This window comes from Shewanella sp. cp20, assembly GCF_000832025.1.
Taxonomy (GTDB): Bacteria; Pseudomonadota; Gammaproteobacteria; order Enterobacterales; family Shewanellaceae; genus Shewanella.
This window is the reverse complement of the sequence record NZ_JPII01000042.1, coordinates 1-21,509: the sequence shown is the minus strand read 5'-3', so window position 1 is coordinate 21,509 and position 21,509 is coordinate 1. Positions and strand designations below refer to the sequence as shown.

21 protein-coding genes are annotated in these 21,509 nt (G+C 55.1%); 9 read left to right on the top strand and 12 right to left on the bottom strand.

The features are described from left to right. Positions 1–2: 2 nt before the first annotated feature. The 10 genes from mshL to DB48_RS13710 form a co-directional block, all read right to left on the bottom strand. Complete coding sequence (mshL, locus tag DB48_RS13750; protein ID WP_041510808.1) at positions 3–1,679, bottom strand: pilus (MSHA type) biogenesis protein MshL; 1,677 nt, start codon at positions 1,677–1,679, stop codon at positions 3–5. Beyond that, entirely contained in the window at positions 1,680–1,997 is a 318-nt protein-coding gene (locus DB48_RS13745; protein ID WP_235375405.1) for an MSHA biogenesis protein MshK, read from the bottom strand. Next, positions 1,981–2,637 (bottom strand): hypothetical protein, encoded by a 657-nt coding sequence (locus DB48_RS13740; protein WP_041510807.1) that lies wholly within the window; start codon positions 2,635–2,637, stop codon positions 1,981–1,983. The genes DB48_RS13745 and DB48_RS13740 overlap by 17 nt, the downstream gene beginning before the upstream one ends. After that, positions 2,634–3,239 (bottom strand): PilN domain-containing protein, encoded by a 606-nt coding sequence (locus DB48_RS13735; RefSeq protein ID WP_041510806.1) that lies wholly within the window; start codon positions 3,237–3,239, stop codon positions 2,634–2,636. Before DB48_RS13735 ends, DB48_RS13740 begins: the two co-directional genes overlap by 4 nt. Beyond that, the gene (locus tag DB48_RS13730; protein WP_041510805.1) at positions 3,240–4,118 is read right to left on the bottom strand and encodes a hypothetical protein; all 879 of its coding nucleotides are present in this window, start codon (positions 4,116–4,118) and stop codon (positions 3,240–3,242) included. A 236-nt stretch (positions 4,119–4,354) separates the two neighbouring features. Then, positions 4,355–6,265, bottom strand: a complete 1,911-nt coding sequence (gene csrD, locus DB48_RS13725; protein WP_041510804.1) for an RNase E specificity factor CsrD — start codon at positions 6,263–6,265, stop codon at positions 4,355–4,357. 307 nt (positions 6,266–6,572) lie between these two features. Further along, on the bottom strand, positions 6,573–7,820 hold the full coding sequence (locus DB48_RS13720) for a malic enzyme-like NAD(P)-binding protein (RefSeq protein ID WP_041510803.1): 1,248 nt from the start codon (positions 7,818–7,820) through the stop codon (positions 6,573–6,575). A gap of 180 nt (positions 7,821–8,000) precedes the next feature. Beyond that, positions 8,001–8,771 carry a thermonuclease family protein gene (locus DB48_RS13715; protein ID WP_041510802.1) on the bottom strand — a complete coding sequence of 257 codons (771 nt, stop codon included), beginning with the start codon at positions 8,769–8,771 and terminating at the stop codon, positions 8,001–8,003. Positions 8,772–9,139: 368 nt separating this feature from the next. Further along, positions 9,140–9,352 carry a 50S ribosomal protein L31 gene (gene rpmE, locus DB48_RS19945; protein WP_011864187.1) on the bottom strand — a complete coding sequence of 71 codons (213 nt, stop codon included), beginning with the start codon at positions 9,350–9,352 and terminating at the stop codon, positions 9,140–9,142. A 204-nt stretch (positions 9,353–9,556) separates the two neighbouring features. Then, positions 9,557–10,354, bottom strand: coding sequence for a FimV/HubP family polar landmark protein (locus DB48_RS13710; RefSeq protein ID WP_041510801.1), 798 nt, complete (start codon positions 10,352–10,354; stop codon positions 9,557–9,559). 278 nt (positions 10,355–10,632) lie between these two features. On the opposite strand from DB48_RS13710, the gene priA reads away from it, so the two are divergent. From priA to DB48_RS13695, 3 genes are all read left to right on the top strand, one after another. Further along, a complete protein-coding gene (priA, locus tag DB48_RS13705) occupies positions 10,633–12,828 on the top strand; it encodes a primosomal protein N' (protein WP_041510800.1) in 2,196 nt (731 codons plus the stop codon). A gap of 124 nt (positions 12,829–12,952) precedes the next feature. After that, positions 12,953–14,698, top strand: a complete 1,746-nt coding sequence (gene argS, locus DB48_RS13700; protein ID WP_041510799.1) for an arginine--tRNA ligase — start codon at positions 12,953–12,955, stop codon at positions 14,696–14,698. A gap of 14 nt (positions 14,699–14,712) precedes the next feature. Continuing rightward, positions 14,713–15,291 carry an SPOR domain-containing protein gene (locus DB48_RS13695; RefSeq protein ID WP_041510798.1) on the top strand — a complete coding sequence of 193 codons (579 nt, stop codon included), beginning with the start codon at positions 14,713–14,715 and terminating at the stop codon, positions 15,289–15,291. 98 nt (positions 15,292–15,389) lie between these two features. Here the strand turns inward: DB48_RS13695 and DB48_RS13690 are convergent, their stop codons facing one another. Further along, a complete protein-coding gene (locus DB48_RS13690) occupies positions 15,390–17,084 on the bottom strand; it encodes a beta strand repeat-containing protein (protein WP_041510797.1) in 1,695 nt (564 codons plus the stop codon). Between the two features lie 103 nt (positions 17,085–17,187). Between DB48_RS13690 and DB48_RS20235 the strand changes: the two genes are divergently transcribed. Then, positions 17,188–17,337 (top strand): hypothetical protein, encoded by a 150-nt coding sequence (locus DB48_RS20235; RefSeq protein ID WP_160290151.1) that lies wholly within the window; start codon positions 17,188–17,190, stop codon positions 17,335–17,337. 70 nt (positions 17,338–17,407) lie between these two features. On the opposite strand, the gene DB48_RS13685 is transcribed toward DB48_RS20235, so the two are convergent. Further along, entirely contained in the window at positions 17,408–17,638 is a 231-nt protein-coding gene (locus DB48_RS13685) for a hypothetical protein (RefSeq protein WP_152619163.1), read from the bottom strand. Positions 17,639–17,679: 41 nt separating this feature from the next. On the opposite strand from DB48_RS13685, the gene hslV reads away from it, so the two are divergent. The 5 genes from hslV (at position 17,680) to DB48_RS13660 (ending at position 21,469) form a co-directional block, all read left to right on the top strand. Next, positions 17,680–18,204 (top strand): ATP-dependent protease subunit HslV, encoded by a 525-nt coding sequence (gene hslV / locus DB48_RS13680; RefSeq protein WP_033539082.1) that lies wholly within the window; start codon positions 17,680–17,682, stop codon positions 18,202–18,204. 55 nt (positions 18,205–18,259) lie between these two features. After that, positions 18,260–19,585 carry an HslU--HslV peptidase ATPase subunit gene (hslU, locus tag DB48_RS13675; RefSeq protein WP_041510795.1) on the top strand — a complete coding sequence of 442 codons (1,326 nt, stop codon included), beginning with the start codon at positions 18,260–18,262 and terminating at the stop codon, positions 19,583–19,585. 72 nt (positions 19,586–19,657) lie between these two features. After that, positions 19,658–20,053, top strand: coding sequence for a gamma-butyrobetaine hydroxylase-like domain-containing protein (locus DB48_RS13670; protein WP_041510794.1), 396 nt, complete (start codon positions 19,658–19,660; stop codon positions 20,051–20,053). A 19-nt stretch (positions 20,054–20,072) separates the two neighbouring features. Further along, a complete protein-coding gene (locus DB48_RS13665) occupies positions 20,073–20,507 on the top strand; it encodes a DUF3859 domain-containing protein (protein ID WP_041510793.1) in 435 nt (144 codons plus the stop codon). Between the two features lie 95 nt (positions 20,508–20,602). Beyond that, positions 20,603–21,469 carry an AraC family transcriptional regulator gene (locus DB48_RS13660; RefSeq protein ID WP_041510792.1) on the top strand — a complete coding sequence of 289 codons (867 nt, stop codon included), beginning with the start codon at positions 20,603–20,605 and terminating at the stop codon, positions 21,467–21,469. The last annotated feature ends 40 nt before the right edge of the window (positions 21,470–21,509 follow it).

Here is a 21,509-nt window from a genome sequence, read left to right as displayed (position 1 = left end):
CTCTACTCCTGCTTCTCTTCTGGGTACCAGCGATCCAGCAGAGCCTTGGAGCGTTGCAGCTCGGTCTGCCAGGTCTCGGCGCCCACCACGGTCGGCTTGAGCAGGATCACCAGCTCAGTCTTGCGTAGCGAATTGGAACGATTGGTAAAGGCCTCGCCCAGTAACGGAATATCCCCCAGCAGCGGCACCTTAGAGACCAACTCGATATTCTCACTCTTCATCAGGCCACCTATCACCACCACGTCGCCGGTATTGGCCTTGATGACAGTATCCGACTCGCGGATCTCACTCTGGGCTAGGGGCAGCTCGAGTGTGCTGTCTGACACCTTGATCGACTTGTTCTGCTCCTTGATATCGATGACAGAAGGATGGATGTGCAGCAGCACGCTGCCCTCTTCGTCGATCTGTGGCGTCACATCCAGGGCGATGCCCGAGAAGAAAGGGGTCAATTCCACTTCTGGGGTGGTCACCGGCGTGGTTCCCGCTACCGTGGTCGATGACACGTCGGTCACGAAATACTCGTCGCGGCCCACCTTGATCACCGCCTTCTGGTTGTTGGACGCCGTCACCCTTGGGCTAGAGAGCACATCCACATCCCCCTGGGTGTCGAGCAGGTTAATCATGGTGCTAAAGTCTTTGCCCTTGATCTGCAAGGAGGTGATACCACCTATCGCCGAGGTGATCACATCCCCCAGGCCATCTGGCGCCGGAGAGGTGCCAAACTCGACGCTGTTGTTGCCACTCTGCCCCAACACACTTTCCCAGTGGATCCCCTGCTGATAACCGTCAGACAGGGTCACCTCTAGCACCTTGGCCTCGAGGATCACCTGACGCTGCAGGTGACTCTCGGCGGTCTTGAGGAAGCTCTTCACCTGACGCAGTTCGTTAGGATAGGCCCTGATGGTCACTAGGCCCGCCTGCGGGCTGACCACCACCTGACGGCCATTGCCTGTGCTACCTATGATAGAGACCAGGGTCTCCTTGAGCTCTCCCCAGAAGTCTGTCTTGGTCTTTGAGCGGATGAAGGTACCGTTGGTCGTCTCGTTGCTATTGTTGTTACTGCCGTCGTTGCCGTTGTTGTTGGCGTTATTGTTGTAATTATTGCTGTTGTTGCCGTTGTTATTATTATTGTTGTTGTCTGAGATGCGGCCAGAGTTCACCGAGGTCAGCGACAGCCCCTGACGCTCCATGTAGAGATAATTAAGCGGGAAGGTCTCGGTGCGCATGCCCGCAGGAAAGACGCGCAGAATGCGCCCTTCACGGCTCACCTCGTAGCCATAGATATCTTCGACCACCTGCAGCGCCTCGCTCAGAGTGACCCCCTTGAGGGACAAAGACACACTGCCTGTCACCGCGGGATGCACGGCGACACTCAGGGGCGTGCCCTGCACCAGGCTTGGGAAGAACACCTTGGCATCGACATCCTTGGCCGACACATCGAAACGACGCTCGCTTGGCTGACTCGGCGTCAACGAGCTTAGCAGGGCCGACGATTGCAGTTCGCGCTGCACGGAATCTGGCATCACCGCCGCCGGAGGGGGCGTCTGCGGCTTATTCTGCGCCGCCGCGATCGAGGTATCGATCGCCGATTTCGACTCGACAGGCTGGGGACGATCCGTTGTCTGACAGGCGGCTAACATCAGCACGAGCAGAGGTGTTATGGTTTTCATCGCAGTCATTTATTGTCCCTTTGTCGCAGTTACTTCTGGGTAGAGCTTGAGTTGGCGGCCATCGGCGAGCCAGACCCCCTGCTTAGTGATGCGAGTAATGCTCACACCTTGTACCCTGTCACCTGTGGTGAACATCTTGTTGTTGATAATGGCCGTCGCCGAATGGTCGGTGATCATCAGGCTGTTTAACACCAGCTTCTGACCGCCCTGGTGCTGCGCCGAGCCTTGGGCGCCTACACCCGGCCGGGTCGGATCCCTCAGGGTCTGCGCCGAGGCCTGAGTCAGGCTAAGCAGTGCCAACAGGCAAACACTAATCTTGATTCGCAACACTGATAAAGTCCTTGTTAATACTGAGTGTGTAGACCTCTAACATCACCTCGGCCTTAGGGTAATCACCCACCACATAATCCAGTTGACGCCAGTAGAGTTTATTGGGCATAGACTCGACCGCCTCGATAAACTTGAGGGTAGAAAAGTAATCCCCCTCGAACGCCAGCCTGATCCCGTGGCTGTAGAGATTAAGCTTATTCTCATCCCCCAGGGCCAGCAGCGGCTTAGGCGCCAAAGATTCGAAACTTTGCAGACGTATTCCCTTCACCCGGCCAAGTAGCTCGCCGAGCATGGTCGGCATCTTGTCGGCGGGCACCATGTCGACCATCTGAAACGACAGCTGCTGATCGAGATCCGCCACTTGCTGTTGCAGACTCGCCAGACGCTGACGGTATTCCAGGTCGGGATCGCTCGCCAGCGTCTGTTGATACAGGTCGATCTGCTGTTGGGAGATACGGTTCTCCGCCGTTAAGGCCTTGATATTGCTTTGCACGCGGCTGTTCCGGGTCAGTAGCGACTCCAGCGGCAGATAGAGCAGCATGCCGATCACCACCACGACGGCCAGTGCAATCATCACCCGCTCGCGCTGGCTCAGTTTATTGAAGGCTTCTCCCCAGCGGGCTATCTGCTGCTTCATTTCACCTGCTCCTCATCACGCTTGCTACGCAGCACAAATCCCAGCGGCTGCTTGTCACCCCGGTTCATGGTGAGTGTGCTAAAGGCCTGGCCCTTGAGCGGCTCGACCCCTTGCAGGCGTGCCAGCCACAGCGGCACTGCGTTGGGTGCGGCGCTAAAGCCTTCGAAGACAAACTGATTTTCACTCACCTGAATGCGACTCAGCCAGAGCTTATCGTCGGTCACCCGGGCAAGCCCTGTCAGCAGGGGCGAATAGCCCTTACTGGTCAGCGTCTCCACATGGGTGAGTTCGCCCAGGAGAAGGCGCTTAAGCTCCACCTGCTGTGAGAGGAGATCCACCTCTTGTACCAGAGCCTGAGAGGCACTGCGTTGGGCGATAGCCTGCTCGAGCTGCGCCTTTTGCTGGTCGAAGGCGGCCTTCTCGGTAAGCAGCTGCGCCTTTTCTATCTCCAGGCTACCAAGCTGTACATAGGCCAGTAAGTTAGCCGTCAGCATCAAGACAAACAGGCCGAAACCAAGCTGCAGCAGGCGCGTAAATGAGAGACGCAGCCTGGGCGGTAACAGACTGGCGGTGTAGAGGTTGACCCGCAATTTTGGATTCATCTAGGCAGGCTCCTCCGTTTGACGTTCAAGCTCGACCAAAGCCCACTGGGCCAACTTGTCCTGCACCTGATCGCAGGCGATCACCTCGACAGTTTGGTCAAAGTTCTTACTCAGTAGCTGGGCCAGAATCTGCCGCTCCCCCCCCATCAACAGGGCGATAGACGCCACAGGTGCCTGGCGCAGCTGGCTCTCGAAATAGTCCATGGAACGCTGCAGCTCCAGGCTGAGGTTATCGGCCACGCCGAGCTGAAGATCTTGGCTGGAGACCCTGTCGATCTGGCTGAAGCCGCGAATACGACGCTGCATATAGAGCTGCCCCTGTTTCACTACGGTCAGCAACAATTCGCTCCCCGGCTTATGGCAAAGCACCATGTGCGCCAGCTTGTCCTCGGCGCCATAGTTACTGATGGCCATCTCTTCGATGCTGATCCCGCCAATGCTCACCTCATGCTTGTCGGCCGCCTTGACCAGTGCCTGCAACATCGCCCGGTTCACCACCACCACAGTCACCTTATTGTTGGTGGACTCAGGCGGCTCAAAATAATCCAGATGCAGCAACTCGACAGGTTCTGACACCATATCCTTGATCGACCAGACGAGCGCCTGATGCATCTCCTCGGGCTCGACCATAGGCTTGTCGACCACCAACAGCTGGTAAAAATCTTCGCTCAGCACGAGTTGCAGGTTGGGAGCGGGGATCTTGTCGGTCAGCGCCTGAAATACGCCAGACCAGTCATCACCCGACAGGGGCAGAGAAAAGGAGGTATCGCCATCGCGGTTATAGAAAGTCATCGCGGCGGCGTTGAGGTATACGCCTAAATCGACTCTATCGTGCTTGGTTTGCCAGAAGGCAAATTTACTCAAAAGACTATTTTCCATTTAAGGCATATCCACCAATTTGATACTCACGCGCCATGAGTGTCCCAAATCGCTCTACCTCAAATACAGGGCCGATATTGCCTCGAGGAAAGCGTCAAAATAATAGCGTTATTGTAGCGACTAATCGCCTAATTTTATAGAAAAAATCTAACATCAATCAGATACACTCAGATAAACATAGAACAGTAACCCAGCCCTAACAAGCCCTTATCAGCCCCAACAGAGAGATAACAAAATCACTCTGCCTCGAGCGGTTCGCTAAAGAAACTGCCCTGCCCCGCACTCACCCCTAAAATTTTCAGCGTCTGCCACTCCTCCAGCGACTCGACCCCTTCGGCAAAGACCTGCACCTCGGTGCGATAGAGGCCACCGATAAGGCTTCTGACAAACAGTTGATTTTCCTGGCGTAAATGTATCTGCCGCACGATAGACCTGTGTAGCTTAATCAGATCCACGCGGCAGGATTGAAGATATTGAGTACTCACCACCTGCTGCCCGACCCTGTCGACACACAGGCTGGCTCCCATCTTGGCGATCATATCCAGCGGCGCCTTCAGCTTAGCCAGGTTGTTTACCAGGATATCTTCGTTGATCTCGAAGATGAGCCGCGGCGTCAGATGACGATACTCCAGCAGAGTCGTCTGCAACCAACGGATAAAGGCCCTGCTGGTCAGTGTGTCCAGAGAGAGATTAATACTGTATTTATGCTTGTCCTTGGGTGACTTGGGTAACAGATCAAACAACACGGCCTCGATCACCTGACGTTCAATCTGCGGGATCAGGCCACACTTAATGGCCATCGGCAGGAACAGGGTGGCGCGCACCAGATTGTTGCCGCTGTCCCGCAGACGACAGGAGACCTCACTATGGTGCTCCTTGCCGTCGCTGTCGAGTACCGCCTGCGTAAAGGGCACCACCCGCTTGTTGACCAGGGCATACTCGAGAAAGCTGCGCCAACGCACCGAGCCCCGGGCAAACTCCTCGTCCACCGCGCCCTTGTCGTACATGAACCAGCCACTGTTGCCCTGAAACTGCGCCGCCCGCAGCGCCATCTCGGCCTCCTCGATCAGCTGCTCCTTGCTCTCGCCGACCTTGAAGTAGGCCACGCCGATATGAAAAAAGTCGTCGCGGTTATTCACCCCTTCCAAGGGCTGACTCAGGCAGACCTTGAGCAGCCTGGCCGCCAGCTTCTCGGCATCCGCCAGGGAGATCTGCGGCACCACGATGGCAAACTGATTATAGGAGCGGCGGGAGAAGATGCTGTTGGCCTGGCTGTCCAGCAAGTGGCTGATGCCGCCTATGGTCTGGGTGAGCAGCTCCTGAATGCTGAACTCATCGGCCTCCTGCTGTAACAGATCCAGATCTTCCATCTCCAGCAGCAGGAGCACCCCAGGGGCCATCATGCCATCCTTGTTACTCAGGGCATCCAGACGATTCTTGAGAAATAGGCGGTTACCTATACCAGATTCGGGATCGAGGAAGGTGTTGGAGCGAATAAACTGATCGAACCTGGCGCGCTGCTTCTGGGCGTCATCCAGTTCCAGCAGCATCTGGGTCAGGGCGCGGTTGATCAATCGAGGACGACCGTGGCCCGTCTCGGCCAGGGCCTTGTCATAGTCTCCAGAGAGGATCAGATGGCTGCGCTTGGCCAGATCTTCTATGCCCTGTAACTGCTGCGCCAGCCAGAGATAGCCCCGGCGTACCAGCAGCCCCACGGCGATACAGCCCACCAAGAACACCAGGCTGCCGTGCCAGCTGATGTTATGCAGCAAGAAGGGCTGGGGCAGGCTGATATGAAAATGCAGATCTAGGGTCTGGTTGAGCACCCTGTCGTAGTTGACCACACTCTGATCATGATTGCCCCTATCGAAACGATACAGCGTCTCTTCGCCACGGATCAGGGTAAATTTCTGCGCATCGTAGGCGGCCAAGATCTGTGGCAACCAGATATCCAGATGCTGCAGCTCATGGCGGACCTGATGTTGCAGCAGCATCTCTTCCAGCTCTGTCATCTGCTGCTGTTGGAACTTATAGGTAAGCTGAATAAAACTGACCAGGGCGGTAAGCAGAAAGATGAAGGCGACCGCAGCGAGGGAAAGCAGCCAAAAGCCGGTTAACTTCTTGGTGAGGAGTTGTGTCAATTTCATTTCCGCTTCCTGCAGGATTATTATTATTTTTTACGTCTGAGACCGCTTTATCATCTAGGGTCTGTTTAGCTTTCAGGTTTACTTTTTGTTCAATCTAAACGCGTTTTGCTCAAGGCGCGTGCTGTGCGGCATAGTTATTCTATGTAAATAGCACGCAACAAAGAAATCGTCTGGAACGACTCCTGACCGCTTGCGGTGAAAGGCGTCAACGCAAAGGCTGCATATTAACACTTACCATACAAATAAAGCCGTAAAGGCACAATAAAAAAGGGCCCTGAGGCCCTTTTCTTATCATCACATTCGCCGATTAGGCGCTGTAGTGTTCAGGCAATGTCGGCAAGGCGGCAACACCTGAGTCGATAGCCGCCTGGGCAACGGCCTTGGCCACGTTTGACAGCAGGCGTGGGTCCATCGGCTTAGGGATCACATAATCGGGGCCAAACTTCAGCTCAGACACGTCTGGATAGGCAGCCAATACCTCAGCAGGAACCGGCTCTTTCGCCAGGGCCGCGATGGCGTGTACCGCGGCGATCTTCATCTCGTCGTTGATCTTAGCCGCGCGCACATCCAGGGCGCCACGGAAGATGAAGGGGAAGCAGAGCACGTTGTTCACCTGGTTAGGGTAGTCGCTGCGGCCCGTGCCCATGATCAGATCTTTACGCACATCGTGGGCCAGTTCAGGCTTGATCTCGGGATCTGGGTTTGAACAGGCGAAGATCACCGGCTTCTCGGCCATCAGGGCCACATCTTCAGCGCTCAATACATCTGGGCCAGACAGACCGAGGAAGGCGTCGGCGCCCTTGATCACATCCTGCAGGGTACGCTTGTCTGTGTTGTTGGCAAACAGCGCCTTGTATTCGTTGATATCTTCACGACGGGTGTGGATAACCCCCTTGCGATCCAGCATGTAGACGTTTTCACGCTGCACACCACACTTCACCAGCATGGTCATACAGGCGATCGCCGCAGCGCCGGCGCCCATACAGACAAAGACCGCCTCTTCCAGCTTCTTACCTTGGATCTCCAGGGCGTTGATCATGCCGGCAGCGGTCACGATGGCCGTACCGTGCTGATCGTCATGGAAGACTGGCACGTTACAACGCTCGATAAGCGCCTTCTCGATCTCGAAACACTCTGGCGCCTTGATGTCTTCCAGGTTGATGCCACCAAAGGTATCGGCAATCGCCTCGACCGTGTTGATAAACTCTTCCGCGGTACGGTGCTTCACCTCGATGTCTGTGGCATCGATATTGGCGAAATGTTTGAACAGCAGCGCCTTACCTTCCATCACAGGCTTAGAGGCCAGTGGCCCCAGGTTACCCAGGCCCAAGATGGCGGTACCGTTTGAGATCACGGCGACCGTGTTGCCCTTGGCGGTGTAACGGTAGGCGTCGTCAGGATTGGCAGCAATTTCACGCACCGGCTCGGCTACACCCGGACTATAGGCCAGCGCCAGATCCATGCTGGTCTCTGCGGGCTTGGTCAGGCTAACGGCGGTTTTGCCTGGTACGGGGAACTCATGGTAGTCAAGGGCTTGCTGACGGAAATCGGCCATTATTAGTAATCCTGCAAAAAATGCGACAAGTGTGTTCAGGGTAAGGTCTTATTTGCCCCGCTTCGCTCCCCCAGATTTGGCGAAAAACGACGCGAGCCATTAGGGCGCTAAGATACTCGAAATTATGCGATTTTTAAACAAGATATTAGAAAATTTCAGTTTATTATGAAGCCAAACGGTCTAAGGCTTATTTTGCAAACTTATCTGCGAAGGATGATGGGCAATCATCTGCCATTTTTTGTAGGAATAATACAACTCACCACGCACGACTACCGGACTTTCAAGCAGATTTAGGGTTAAAATTTTGCTAAATTTACCAGATTCTTCTCTAGGTATACCCACATAAAAGTTTTCATCGATAATCAGCCACAATTGCTGACCTTTTCTTTCAAAACCCGTCACTACTCCTCTGACCTCTCGCCAACGGTTGCGATCGTCACGCCCCAGCTCATCTGGCGACTTGGCCTGATAGCTTTTATGGCTCCATAATCCCCGCCTCTCCTGGCGTGCCTGAAGCTCGATATTGGCCAAACACTGCCAGAAATAGTCGTTCTGATAGACTCTCGCCTTAGCGTAGCCCTGACTCAGCATCATCTCCTGTAGATGCTCTCCTGATTCGGTATAGGCATAAGCCAATGTTCTTCCCTGGGGATCCAGGCGTTTACGGTCGAAGGCCAGCTTGAGTGCCTGACCGGGTACCAAGCGCTCCGCCAGAAAGTTGCGAGCCCGATTGGCGAAGGGTTCGGACAGCTCGGGATAATGTCTGTCTATCTCGGGCGAGTCGATGCCGATCAGCCTGAGTTGACGGCCATCTTCCAGCATCAGGGTATCGCCATCGATCACCGAGGCGAAAGTGACCGTCTCATCATAATGGGTCGGCGCACACAGGCTGCCGCTGGCCGTCGCCAGAAAGGAGCAGAGAGAAAGAGAAAGGGCCAGAATCTTATCCATAATAAATCGCTTCCCTAGATTAAACGCTCGGTCGATCAGTTATATCATTACCTTATACCAATCGTAATAAATAATTGATCATGCTAGCTTGTTAAAACGCTCGATAACTGTATTAGTATTTTTAATTGTAGAATAACTACTTATCTAAAAGTCCTGCTTTGTTCTCAAGCGTTTTTCCTGCGCTATTTCTGATCACATGTTTACTGTGATTGGTATTATACCAATCGTAATCAATATTGATCATTCTAGCTTATTAGGCCGAGTGCCAACCGTATTGCCAAGAGCCTGCTTGAGGGGCAAACCAGCACCGAACAGGCAACAAAAAAGGCGCCTTAGAGGCGCCTTTTTCAGAGTTCTTTGCAGAAGTATTACTTCTTGCCAAGCATACCGAAACGCTTGTTGAACTTGTCGATACGTCCACCGGTATCCATAACTTTCTGAGTACCAGTGTAGAATGGGTGACATGCACCACATACGTCCAAGTGCAGTGGCTTACCTGCAGTTGAGTTTACTTTGATAACGTTACCACAAGTACAAGTTGCAGTGATTTCAGCATATTCAGGATGAATGCCTGGTTTCATTGGGATTACCTCAAGTTTAAGGCCATGTCGCACTTCCAACCCGAAGTCGGACACCACATGCAGTTAATAAAATATTTAGGCGCGAGATAGTACAGGATACCACCAATAGATACAAGCATAGCCTGTAACTATTCTGCTGCATCATCTAAAAATATTGCGGATGGGAATAACGGCATCCGGCCCGAATCGAGCCGGGTGCCACGCTTACTCGGCCGACAGGGCCTCGAAGGTGACTCTTGCCGCCTCTGCACTATGATATTTCTGCTTAAGGGCAGCAGACGGACACTTGAGGGTCACATCTGCCCGCAGGCCATTGATCTTACCGCCGTTAAAGGCCCTGGGATTGGCCTCGAAGATGGCCAGCATGGCACCGTAGGAACTCAGCTCCCACTGCTTGGCATAGGCACTGCCGAGTCGCCACAGAGTCTGCGGCGGGGCATAATCCAGCTGACAGCCAGGTAGCACTCTATCGCCGGCATCGACAGTCCCTAAGGCAGCCATAGGTTGACGGATATCGGCAATTCGCGAAGGCTGCGCGGGGGCTTTCACCGGCTTATTCGACTTAGCCGCCTTGACTGATTTATCTGGCTTACTTGGTTTCTCGGCCTTATTTGGTTTATCGACTCTGGCGCTTCGCATGCCGGCATCGAACAATGGCATGCGTTTCACTTCTTGCCAGTTGTTGATCTGATACTCTTTGACCACCAGCTCCGCCTCACTGTCCTGCACATCTTCTACGCCACTGAGCAGCAACATATAGGTGTTCATCGGCTTGACCATCAATCGCTCGCTGCCCGATCGCTGCTCGACAATAAACTGCACCTTATCCAGGTTAACCGATTGGGCGACGATATTGACTCTGAGCGTCGGGCGCTGCCCCAATTCTGACAGCCTTTGATTGATACTGACGTGGGTAAGCTTGGCCCAAGCGGACTGACTCATTAGTCCGGCTTGACTCACCAGTACTAAGCAAAGCATGACCAGATATTGCACTCTCTTCATCGCAACCTTCTTATCCCTGTTTGGGTGAACAGACTCGAATCTTTGACGCCGACCTTAATAGGGCTCAACACGGCAACACTCGCCTCGCCTAACACCCCATTAGTCTATTAGCTATTAAGCTACAAGCTCCTTGATGTTTCAACAATTTTGTCACAAGTCTTAGATCTGAACAGCCTAAGCTTTCCACCGACTCGTGACAGATTCTGGTAGCCCTCGTCAGGCTGTCTGGTTACACTTGCTCTACTATTATTGAAGCCAGCCGAGTCCCAGCCGAACCTATGTCCCTGTTTGTCGAAGTCGCCCTCCCCGTCCCCATGCGCCAGGCCTTTAGCTATCGCGTCAAAGAGGCCGATCTCGACAAGGCTCAGGTAGGCGTCAGGGTCAGAGTCCCCTTTGGCAGGCAGCAGTTGATCGGCCTGGTAACCGGCCTCAGCCAGAGCTGCGACCTGGCGCCGAATCAGATCAAGTCGGTCATCGCCTTTCTCGACCAAGAAGCCGTATTGCCTCCCTCGCTCTACAAGCTGACCCAATGGGCCGCCCGCTACTATTTTTGCAGCCTGGGTCAGATGCTCTCTCAGGCCCTGCCGGTCGCCCTGCGTAAGGGGGCCGAGATAGAGGCGCAGCAGCTGCAGATCTGGCGCGTCACCCCGGCCGGACAGGAAGCGGATATCGATCTGCTCAAGCGCGCTCCGGCCCAGCGCAAGTTGCTACTCGCCCTGTTAGAGACTGAACTCAGCCAGGATGAACTCAATGCCCTGGAGCTAAGCAAGACGGCACTGAAGGCACTGGTGGAGCGGGGCTGGATCGAATCATTTGAGAGACAAGTCGCCTCTGATCTCAGCTGGCGCGATGGACTTGAGCTCATTGAGACGCCCCATCAGCTCAACCCTGAGCAGGCCATCGCGGTTGCCACCCTCAATCAGCAGCAGGGCTACCACTGCACCCTGCTCGAGGGGATCACAGGCTCGGGCAAGACAGAGGTCTATCTGGCCCTGCTGGAAACAGTGCTGAAACAGGGCAAACAGGCGCTGATTCTGGTGCCCGAGATCGGTCTGACACCTCAGACCATCAGCCGCTTCAAACGCCGCTTCAAGGTGCAGGTGGTAGTGATCCACTCTGGGCTCACCGACAATCAACGCCTCGGCGCCTGGCGCCAGGCCAGAAGCGGCGAGGCCGCCATCATAATCGGCACCCGCTCGGCACTGTTCACCCCCATGCGCTATCCGGGCATCATCATCCTGGATGAGGAGCACGACGCCAGCTTCAAGCAGCAGGAAGGGATTGGCTATCACGCCCGAGACCTGGCGGTGATGCGCGGCCATCTGGAAAAGATCCCCGTGCTGCTGGGCAGCGCCACCCCCTCTCTGGAGACGCTACAGAATGCCCTGTCGGGACGCTACCAACACCTTAGCCTCGGCAGCCGCGCCGGCGCCGCCGAGAAGGTGCGCCAGGGAATCATCGACATCCGTAATCAGCCGCTGAAGAATGGCCTCTCCCATGGCTTGCTCAACGAGATGCGAATCCATCTGGATGCGGGCAACCAGGTGCTGCTGTTTCTCAATCGTCGCGGTTTCGCCCCGGCGCTGCTGTGCCATGAATGTGGCCACCTACACGAATGCGACCGCTGTGACGCCTTCTTTACCGTGCATCAGTCTCTGGGGGAGATCCGCTGCCATCACTGTGGCAATCAATACGCCATCCCCAAGCAGTGCCACCAGTGTGGCAGCACCATGTTAATGGGCCAAGGGGTGGGGACCGAGCAGTTGGCCGATGCCCTCGCCAAGGAGTTTCCCCGTTACCCCGTGGTGCGAATCGATCGCGACACCACCAGCCGCAAGGGCGCGCTGGAAAACCACCTCAATGCCATCCATAAGGGCGAATATAAGATCCTGGTAGGCACCCAGATGCTCGCAAAGGGACACCACTTCCCCGATGTTACCCTGGTGGGCCTGTTAGATGTCGATGGCGCCCTGTTCAGCGCCGACTTTCGCGCCCCCGAGCGCTTCGGCCAGCTCTATACCCAGGTATCGGGCCGCGCCGGGCGGGCACGCAAGCCAGGAACCGTGCTGCTACAGACCCACCAATGCGATAACCCCATATTGCGAGAGTTGATGCACAAGGGGTACGGCGAGTTCGCCCGTGGTCAGCTGGAAGAGCGCAAACAGGCCCTGCTGCCGCCCGCCTGGCACATGCTGTTGCTGCGCGCCGAGGCCCACAGGGCCGAGGATGCCGACGCCTTTTTGGCCCAGGTCGCCCAGTTGCTGCCACAAAACGAGCAGTGCGAGATCATCGGCCCCATGCCCGCCCCCATGGACAGAAAGGCAGGCAAGTTCCGCCGTCAACTGATGTTCCAGACCAAGACCCGCGGCCTGTTGCAGCAGGCTTTCGAACAGGCGCTGCCGCAGATCGAAGCCCTGCCCCTGGCCAAGCGATGTCGCTGGAGCCTAGATCGCGACCCGCAGGATCTCTTGTGATCAAAAAATGCAAAAATAGCTCATAAAAATCCGGCAAGAGGATAGCAATTGGCCACCACAAACGGCTAAAATACGCGGTTATCCCTGAATCTTTTTATATTTAGTAACTGTCGATTAAACGCCAATGAAATCACATATTCAATCTTTGCTCGAACAAGCCATTCAAACCCTAAAACAGCAGGCGATCATCCCTGCGGATTTTGAGGCTCGCATTCAGGTAGACCGAACCAAAGACAAAACCCACGGTGATTTTGCCACCAACCTGGCCATGATGCTGACCAAGGTGGCGCGTAAGAATCCTCGTGAGGTCGCGCAGCTGATAATCGATAGCCTGCCGCAAGATAGCCAGGTGGCTAAGGTGGAGATCGCCGGCCCAGGTTTCATCAACTTCTTTATCGATGAGAACGCCCTGACCAACCAACTGATGACTGCCCTGAACGACGATCATCTGGGTGTCAGCTTGCCAGCGCCACAGACTGTGGTGGTCGACTACTCGTCGCCTAACCTGGCCAAAGAGATGCACGTAGGCCACCTGCGCTCGACCATCATCGGCGACGCCGTGGTACGCGCCCTGGAATTCCAGGGTCACAAGGTGATCCGTCAGAACCATGTCGGCGACTGGGGTACTCAGTTCGGCATGCTGCTGGCCTACATGGAAGAGCTTCGCGCTCAGCAAGGCGAGCAAGCCCAGGTTGAACTGGCGGATCTCGAAAGCTTCTATCGCGCCGCCAAGGTGCGTTTCGACGAGTCGGAAAAGTTTGCCACCCGCGCCCGTCAGCTAGTGGTCGAGTTGCAATCGGGCGACGAATACTGCAACAAGCTGTGGCGTGAGTTTAACGATATCTCGCTGAGCCATTGCCACGAGGTTTATGAGCGTCTGGGCGTCAGCCTGACCCGCGCCGATGTGCGTGGCGAGAGCGCCTACAACGACGATCTGGAGCAGGTGGTCAAGGATCTGGATGGCCAGGGCCTGCTGTCTGAAAGTAACGGTGCCAAGGTGGTATTCCAGGATGAGTTCCAAACCAAAGAGGGTGAGCCTCTGCCGGTGATCATCCAGAAGGCCGACGGCGGCTTCCTGTATGCCACCAGCGATCTGGCGGCGATGCGCTACCGCTCAAACGTGCTCAAGGCCGACCGCGCGCTCTACTTCGTCGACCTTCGTCAGGCCCTGCACTTCCAACAGGTGTTCAGCCTGGCTCGCACCGCTAATTTCGTCCGTCCAGAGATGAGCCTGGAACACATGGGCTTTGGCACCATGAACGGCGAAGATGGTCGCCCATTCAAGACCCGCTCTGGCGGCGTGGTGAAGCTGGTTGACCTGCTGAGCGAGGCCGAGACCCGTGCACTGGAACTGGTACGCAGCAAGAATCCAGATATGGATGAAGAGGAACTGGCCAAGATCGCCAAGGTGGTCGGTATCGCCTCGGTGAAATATGCCGACCTGTCGAAGAACCGCGCCAGCGATTACATCTTCAGCTTCGAGCAGATGCTGAGTTTCGAGGGCAACACGGCGCCTTACCTGCTCTACGCCTACACTCGTGTGGCCGGTATCTTCAAGCGTGCAGCCGACGTCGACCTGACCGGTGCCAGCATCAAGCTGGAACACGACAAGGAGAAAGAGCTAGGCAACAAGCTGGCCCAGTTTGCCGAGGTGCTAGGTCGCATGGTGGCCAAGGGGCAGCCTCACGCCCTGTGTGGTTACCTGTTTGAACTGGCTGGCGCCTTCTCAAGCTTCTACGAGGCCTGTCCTGTACTGGCGGCCGATAGCGAAGATGAGAAGAAGAGCCGTCTACTGCTGGCACAGCTGACCGCTAAGACCTTGAAGCAGGGTCTGGATCTACTGGGTATCGAAACCTTAGAACGCATGTAGTATAGGGCGCTAGGATGAGCAATCGCGATTACGCCAACAGAAGACCTGCCTCGAAAGGACGCAAGAAGAGCACCGGTGGCCGACGTAAGTCTGCCCCGGCGCCGAGACGCTTCCCCTTCGTGCTCTCACTGGTGACCTTAGGATTGGTGGGCGGTTTCGGCTACTTCCTCTGGAGCATCAACGACAGCGCCGACAAGGTAGAGACTCAGCCCGAGGTGCAAACGGTTAAGCCTAAGGTGGTCAAGAAGGACCCTAATGCGCTGCCGCCAAAGCCGAAGGAAGAGTGGACCTACCAAGAGGAGCTTGAAAACAAGCAGGTCGAGGTGGATATTCCCGAAAATACTGCGCCGACCCGCCCCTATCAGATGCAGTGTGGCTCCTTCAGGAAAGAGGCTCAGGCTAATGAGATGAAGGCGGTTATCGCCTTTCAGGGCCTAGAGGCTCAGGTGCGTAAAGTCAGCGGCAGTAGCGGTATCTGGTACAAGGTGGTCTTAGGCCCCTACGAGCGTAAACGCCTCGCCGAGAAGCATCGCCATATCCTGCAACGCGGCGGCCTCAACGGCTGTCAGATCTGGTTCTGGGAAGGCAGTTAACCTCAGCAGACTAAAGACGGGCCCTGGCCCGTTTTTTTATGTTTGAGGCAATAAAAAAGCCAGCGTGATGCTGGCTTTTTGTTGTCTGCGTTAATCGCTTAGTTCTGGGTGATGGTTGCCGTGTTACCGAAACCACCGGCCTGCATGATAGAAGCGCTATCGTTCATGCCTAGCTGGTTGATGGTCGCCAGGTTATGTGCGCCATCCTGGCCCAGGCCTGATTGCTCAATCATGGCGTAGTTTTCATCGCCTTGTTGCAGCAACACGGCGTCATTGTACTCACCACCACTCTGGTTTACCCAAGCTTCGTTATCGGCACCGGTCTGATCGATATCGGCCGCACCAAAGTCGCCCATCTGCGTCACGTTCGCGCGGTTAAGCGAAGCCGTCTGGTAAACATCGGCCATGTTATCCGTACCGCTCTGGCTCACCACGGCGGCTTGGTCAACGCCATCTTGGTTCACGTTTACCATACCGCCAATACTGCCAGTCTGATTCACGTCGGCATTCAGTTGGCTACCTGGGCCCTGGGCCACAAATACCGCCGAACCGTTAACGGCAGACTGCATCACAGTCGCGGTAGAGTCTGCAGCTTGGTTCTGCGCCACGACAACGTTACCCGACTCGCTACCATCGATCTGAGCGACAAAGACGTTAGCGTTGTCTGACTCATTAAGCTGGCTCACCAAGGCGATGTTACCATTACCGGCCTGGTCCACGGTCGCCTGCGCCATGTAAGAGGTATCTTGGTTGATGTTGGCATTGTTGAGGTTACCTACTGTGGTCACGGTAGCCGATGCCGGTTCATGGAAACCAAAACCATACTGGCGAACAGTGCTGGTGTTAGAGTCACCGGTTACGGTCACGTTCGCGACGCTGTCATTCACATGCTCTTGATTAACAGAGGCGATGTTAGACGCACCCTCTTGCATCACGCTCAGGCTGGTGTTGATTGCGTGCTGCTGTAGCGTGCTGACCTGGTTAGAGCTGCCGGTTTGCGACACGCTTGCAACCGCATTTAGGCTGTTGTCATCCTGAGTCACGGTCGCCAGGTTGCCGCTGCCGTTGCTTTGAGTGACATCGGCTGTGCCGATAGAACCGTTAATCTGGTTAATGGTGATGCTCGAATCGGCAGAGCCGTCCTGAGTCGCGGTGGCCAGAGAGCTATTAGTGATCTGATTGATGGCAACAACCGAGCGCTCGGCACCGTTCATCTGGTTTACGTTGGCGATGTTATCTGCACCGGTCTGCACCACGGTCGACAGGGCATCGGTAGAGGTATCTTGATCTGAAGTCGCGCTATTGTTGTTACCTGTCTGCAGTATGGTCGAACCGGCAGGATTGTGGATGCCGAAACCATACTGTCTGATGTTGGCGTTGTTGGTGTTACCCTGCTGCTGAACGATCGCCTGAGAGTCGTTAACATGCAGCTGGTTCACATCGGCGTTGTTACTCTCACCGGCCTGGGTCACAGTCGCATGGGTGTTATCCATATGCTCCTGGTTGATGGTGGCATTGTTTGACGATACAGACTGAGTCACCATGGCGCTCGAGTTAGCCACGCCGCCAACCTGGTTGATGGTGGCCGTTTGTGCATCACCGGCTTGGTCTATGTTGGCCGAGCTGTCGAAACCTAAGGCTGTGTTAATGGTCGCGGTATGGTTAGTCCCTGTCTGCACTGTGGTGGCTAGGTTGCCTGAACCATTCTGTGAAGTAGTCGCCGTGCTGTCTGCAGCGTGGGCGGTACCAATTGTCATCGCAATGGCGGCGGCCAGTGGAAGTAGCTTTGTCATGAGTAATATCCTTTACTAAATTTATCTGTCGGGCGCTCAGCTAAAGCGGCCCCCAAGCACACCAAGTCAGGTGGTGCAATCCTATGCAAGTCTCAGCAGTAACATGAAACTGCGATTACCAGATGTCGAATCTTCATCGCCCATCACTGAGATGTTGGCGCATCCAGAGAAGATCCCGACAAGCGTCACCGTGCAACCTCTGGCCAATCGACCCCTACACCGCGAACCGTTTTCCTTTCATCCCCATGTTTGAAACAAGCGGCTTAGAAACAAGCGCCAGCCTTTGCTGGCAGGCAAAAGTATGCGGACAAGCCCCTTCCCCTTCATCCGGCTAAGGTATGAAAGCCCGCCACCAAGCGGCTAGTTTTGCCCTGGAATACCCCCTCTTTAGTATTAGCCTCGGTGTCATACTCAAATGAATAAGGCGATAAAAATAAAAGGCTTTTCCACCTAAGAGGCACAAAACTCGGCTTTTCGCGGATTGCATGGGTAAACCTATGGCTGATCTCCCTTGAAAAACGAAATGCCATCCCCATATCTAAGCTATTGTCCACCGATGAGTTTCCTACTCGTCGGCTTGAGAAGAGGAAATACCGTGACCACAATCGTTTCAGTACGTCGCAACAATCAGGTTGTTATTGCCGGAGACGGCCAGGTATCACTGGGAAATACAGTGATGAAAGGAAACGCTAAAAAGGTTCGCCGCCTATATCACAATAAGGTCCTCGCGGGCTTTGCCGGCGGTACCGCAGATGCCTTTACCCTGTTCGAACGCTTCGAGGCCAAGTTAGAGATGCATCAAGGACATCTGATGCGCGCCGCGGTCGAGATGGCTAAAGACTGGCGCTCCGACAAGGTATTGCGCAAGCTCGAGGCCCTGTTGGCGGTGGCCGATACCGAGTGCAGCCTGATCATCACAGGTAACGGCGATGTGGTACAGCCAGAAAACGACTTGATCGCCATAGGATCGGGCGGCAACTTTGCCCAGGCAGCCGCAACCGCGCTACTGGAAAATACCGATCTCAGTGCCAAAGAGATCGCCGAAAAGTCTTTGACCATTGCCGGTGACATCTGTGTATTCACCAACCAGTTCAAGACGATAGAAGAACTGAATTACTAACACTGAGTCCGCTCATTGTTAACAAATATATGCACCCAAGCATTAAGGGATACTTATGTCTGAGATGACTCCACGCGAGATTGTTCACGAGCTGGACAGCCACATCATAGGCCAGCAAAATGCCAAGCGTTCGGTCGCTATCGCCCTGCGCAACCGCTGGCGCCGTATGCAGCTTGACGCCGCGCTGCGCCAAGAAGTCACCCCAAAAAACATTCTGATGATAGGCCCAACGGGTGTAGGTAAAACCGAGATCGCCCGCCGTCTGGCCAAGCTGGCCAAGGCGCCCTTCATCAAGGTCGAGGCCACTAAGTTTACCGAAGTCGGTTACGTGGGTAAGGAGGTCGAGCAGATCATCCGTGACCTCACCGACGCCGCCGTTAAGCTGACCCGTGAAGAGCAGATGGCCAAGTGTAAGTTCAGAGCCGAGGAAGCGGCCGAAGAGCGCATTCTCGACGCCCTGCTGCCTAAGCCGAAGGAAGACTGGGACAGCGAGCAAAAAGATGATTCAGGCACTCGCCAGGTATTTCGTAAGAAACTGCGCGAAGGCCAGCTGGATGATAAAGAGATCGAAATCGATATCGCCGCGCCTCAGGTAGGCATAGAGATCATGTCGCCACCCGGCATGGAGGAGATGACCAACCAACTGCAGAGCATGTTCCAAAACATGGGCCCCGGCGCCAGCAAACGTCGCAAGATGACCATCAAGGAAGCCTACAAGCTGTTGATCGAAGAGGAAGCCGCCAAGCTGGTAAACCCTGACGATCTTAAGGAACAGGCTATCGAACTGGTCGAGCAGCACGGCATCGTCTTCTTAGACGAAATTGATAAGATCTGTAAACGCGGCGACACCTCGGGCCCAGACGTCTCCCGTGAAGGGGTTCAGCGCGACCTGCTGCCACTGGTAGAAGGCTGCACGGTGAACACCAAACACGGCATGGTCAAGACAGACCATATACTGTTTATCGCCTCGGGTGCCTTCCAGATGTCCAAGCCATCGGATCTGATTCCTGAGCTGCAGGGGCGTCTGCCGATCCGTGTCGAGCTGGAAGCCCTGTCGGCCAACGACTTTAAACGCATCCTCACCGAGCCCCATGCATCGCTCACAGAGCAGTATATGGCGCTGATGGCCACCGAAGGCGTTAAGGTAGAGTTCAGCGAGTCGGGTATCGAGCGCATCGCCCAGGCTGCTTGGCAGGTGAACGAGCGCACCGAAAACATTGGTGCCCGCCGTCTGCATACCGTGATGGAGCGTCTGATGGAAGACCTCTCCTTTGAGGCCTCGGACAAATCGGGCAGCACCACAGTGATCGATGCCGACTATGTCAACGCTCACCTGGACAACTTGGTACAGGACGAAGACCTCAGCCGCTTCATCCTGTAAACTTAAAGGGCCCGTCAGTTCCCCTGCGGGCCCTCTTTTTTTAATCTCCAAGCGTTCCCAAAAGGCAAAGCTATGACTCCTCAAAGCGATACCCCCAAGGTCACAGGACTCAAACTCAAACGTAAGTCGCGTCAGCTGGAAGTCAGTTTCGATAACGGCCAGCAATATACCCTCAGCTGTGAACTCTTAAGGGTTTACTCCCCCTCGGCCGAGGTGCATGGTCACGGCAACCCAGTGCTGGTGACTCACAAGAAGAACGTCAATATCAACGCCATCACCCCCGTGGGCAACTATGCGGTCAAGCTGGTGTTCGATGACGGCCATGACACAGGTCTCTACTCCTGGAAGGTGCTCTATGACTTAGCTACCAATCAGGTGGAGTTATGGGAGAACTATCTGGCCAGGCTGCGCGCCGCCAAGGCCAGCCGCGAGCCGCTGATCGACATGGCCGTGAAGTATCACACCTAGGCCATAAGGCCAGCCTACTTTGTCTAAGCTCAAAGCCGACGTCACCATACTGCAGGCGGGACTCTTCAGCCGTTGGGATGAAGAGAGCCCAGATCTGCCCAAATTTCTCAAGGCCACAGTCCATGTGCCTGCAGAGATAGACATAGAATTTGGTTTTATCGCCCGCATCCGCAAGGCCAAGAATCGCAGGCTAAGCTACTGCATCTATCATCCCCACATTCCCGATCAGCAGGGCAATATTCGTCCGCCCTTCGAGGGTGAGCTGTTCGTCGAGTCTAACGACTGGAAGTTCTATCTGGGTGACACCATCTGGGCCCCCGAGCATGATAAGGTGGGCAAGTGGCGCATGACCCTCTCCCTGGGCGACAAGGTGGTTGCCGAGAAAACCTTTCATGTGCACCTTAATGACGAGGAGAGCCAGGTGGCCAACTTCTGGAAGCGCAGAGGCTTCTAAGACGGTCCGCTCAGCCATCCTCAATTGAGCAATATGAGTCAGGTAAAGCCGACCATCTCGTCGCACAATGGCCTCTCACTTGAAAAGGGATGTATATGAACCGAGCAGCGCACCAGGCCTACAGTCAACGCATACAGACGGTATGCGACTACATCGCCAAACATCTGGACCAGCCCTTGACGCTGGAACAACTCAGCCAGAAGGCGCACTTCTCCAAGTATCATTTTCATCGCCAGTTTCAGGTGTATACCGGCATAACCTTAGGCAGATACATCAGCCTGCTCAGGCTGAAGCGGGCCTCGTACCGATTGGTGTTTCACCCCGAGCTCAAGATCACCGACATCGCCCTCGATGCCGGGTTTGAGAACGGCGAATCCTTCTCGCGTGCCTTCAAGCAGATATTTGCCCAGACCCCATCCCAGTTCAGGTTGACCCCGCAATGGGAGCAATGGAGTCAGGAATATGCCAAGGTGAACTATACAAGGAGAGAAACTGTGCAAATTAAACTCACGCAAAGAGACGATATCAAGGTCGCGGTGCTGGAGCACCTGGGCAGCCCGGCCTCACTGAACGACTCGATTCAACAATTTATCAGCTGGCGTAAGCAGAGCGACGAATCCCCTGTGGCCAGCAGTCTGACACTAGGGGTGCCCTTTAACGACCCCAACACGGTCGAGCCCGAGGCGTTTCGTTTCGACATCTGTGGCTCGGTAGCCTCTGAGGTCAAGGCCAATGACTTTGGGGTGATCACCAAGACGATCCCCGGCGGTCGCTGCGCCGTAATCCGCCACCAGGGGCCGCACGATCAGATGGACGATAAGATCTATCAGTTCTACCGCGACTGGTTACCCGAGAGCGGCGAGGAGCTGAGGGATTTTCCCCTCTACTTCGAGTACCACAACTTCTTCCCCGAAGTGGCGGAACATGAGCTGATCACCGACATCTATTTTTCACTCGTCTAAGCCCATGAGTTCATGGTGCTAACGTCGCTGGTGTTGGTTG

Bases quoted from the DNA above. Each gene is read 5' to 3' on its own strand.
- mshL (WP_041510808.1), bottom strand. From the start codon at position 1,679: ATGACTGCGATGAAAACCATAACACCTCTGCTCGTGCTGATGTTAGCC.
- DB48_RS13740 (WP_041510807.1), bottom strand. From the start codon at position 2,637: ATGAAGCAGCAGATAGCCCGCTGGGGAGAAGCCTTCAATAAACTGAGC.
- DB48_RS13735 (WP_041510806.1), bottom strand. From the start codon at position 3,239: ATGAATCCAAAATTGCGGGTCAACCTCTACACCGCCAGTCTGTTACCG.
- DB48_RS13730 (WP_041510805.1), bottom strand. From the start codon at position 4,118: ATGGAAAATAGTCTTTTGAGTAAATTTGCCTTCTGGCAAACCAAGCAC.
- csrD (WP_041510804.1), bottom strand. From the start codon at position 6,265: ATGAAATTGACACAACTCCTCACCAAGAAGTTAACCGGCTTTTGGCTG.
- DB48_RS13720 (WP_041510803.1), bottom strand. From the start codon at position 7,820: ATGGCCGATTTCCGTCAGCAAGCCCTTGACTACCATGAGTTCCCCGTA.
- DB48_RS13715 (WP_041510802.1), bottom strand. From the start codon at position 8,771: ATGGATAAGATTCTGGCCCTTTCTCTTTCTCTCTGCTCCTTTCTGGCG.
- rpmE (WP_011864187.1), bottom strand. From the start codon at position 9,352: ATGAAACCAGGCATTCATCCTGAATATGCTGAAATCACTGCAACTTGT.
- DB48_RS13710 (WP_041510801.1), bottom strand. From the start codon at position 10,354: ATGAAGAGAGTGCAATATCTGGTCATGCTTTGCTTAGTACTGGTGAGT.
- priA (WP_041510800.1), top strand. From the start codon at position 10,633: ATGTCCCTGTTTGTCGAAGTCGCCCTCCCCGTCCCCATGCGCCAGGCC.
- argS (WP_041510799.1), top strand. From the start codon at position 12,953: ATGAAATCACATATTCAATCTTTGCTCGAACAAGCCATTCAAACCCTA.
- DB48_RS13695 (WP_041510798.1), top strand. From the start codon at position 14,713: ATGAGCAATCGCGATTACGCCAACAGAAGACCTGCCTCGAAAGGACGC.
- DB48_RS13690 (WP_041510797.1), bottom strand. From the start codon at position 17,084: ATGACAAAGCTACTTCCACTGGCCGCCGCCATTGCGATGACAATTGGT.
- DB48_RS20235 (WP_160290151.1), top strand. From the start codon at position 17,188: ATGAAACTGCGATTACCAGATGTCGAATCTTCATCGCCCATCACTGAG.
- hslU (WP_041510795.1), top strand. From the start codon at position 18,260: ATGTCTGAGATGACTCCACGCGAGATTGTTCACGAGCTGGACAGCCAC.
- DB48_RS13670 (WP_041510794.1), top strand. From the start codon at position 19,658: ATGACTCCTCAAAGCGATACCCCCAAGGTCACAGGACTCAAACTCAAA.
- DB48_RS13660 (WP_041510792.1), top strand. From the start codon at position 20,603: ATGAACCGAGCAGCGCACCAGGCCTACAGTCAACGCATACAGACGGTA.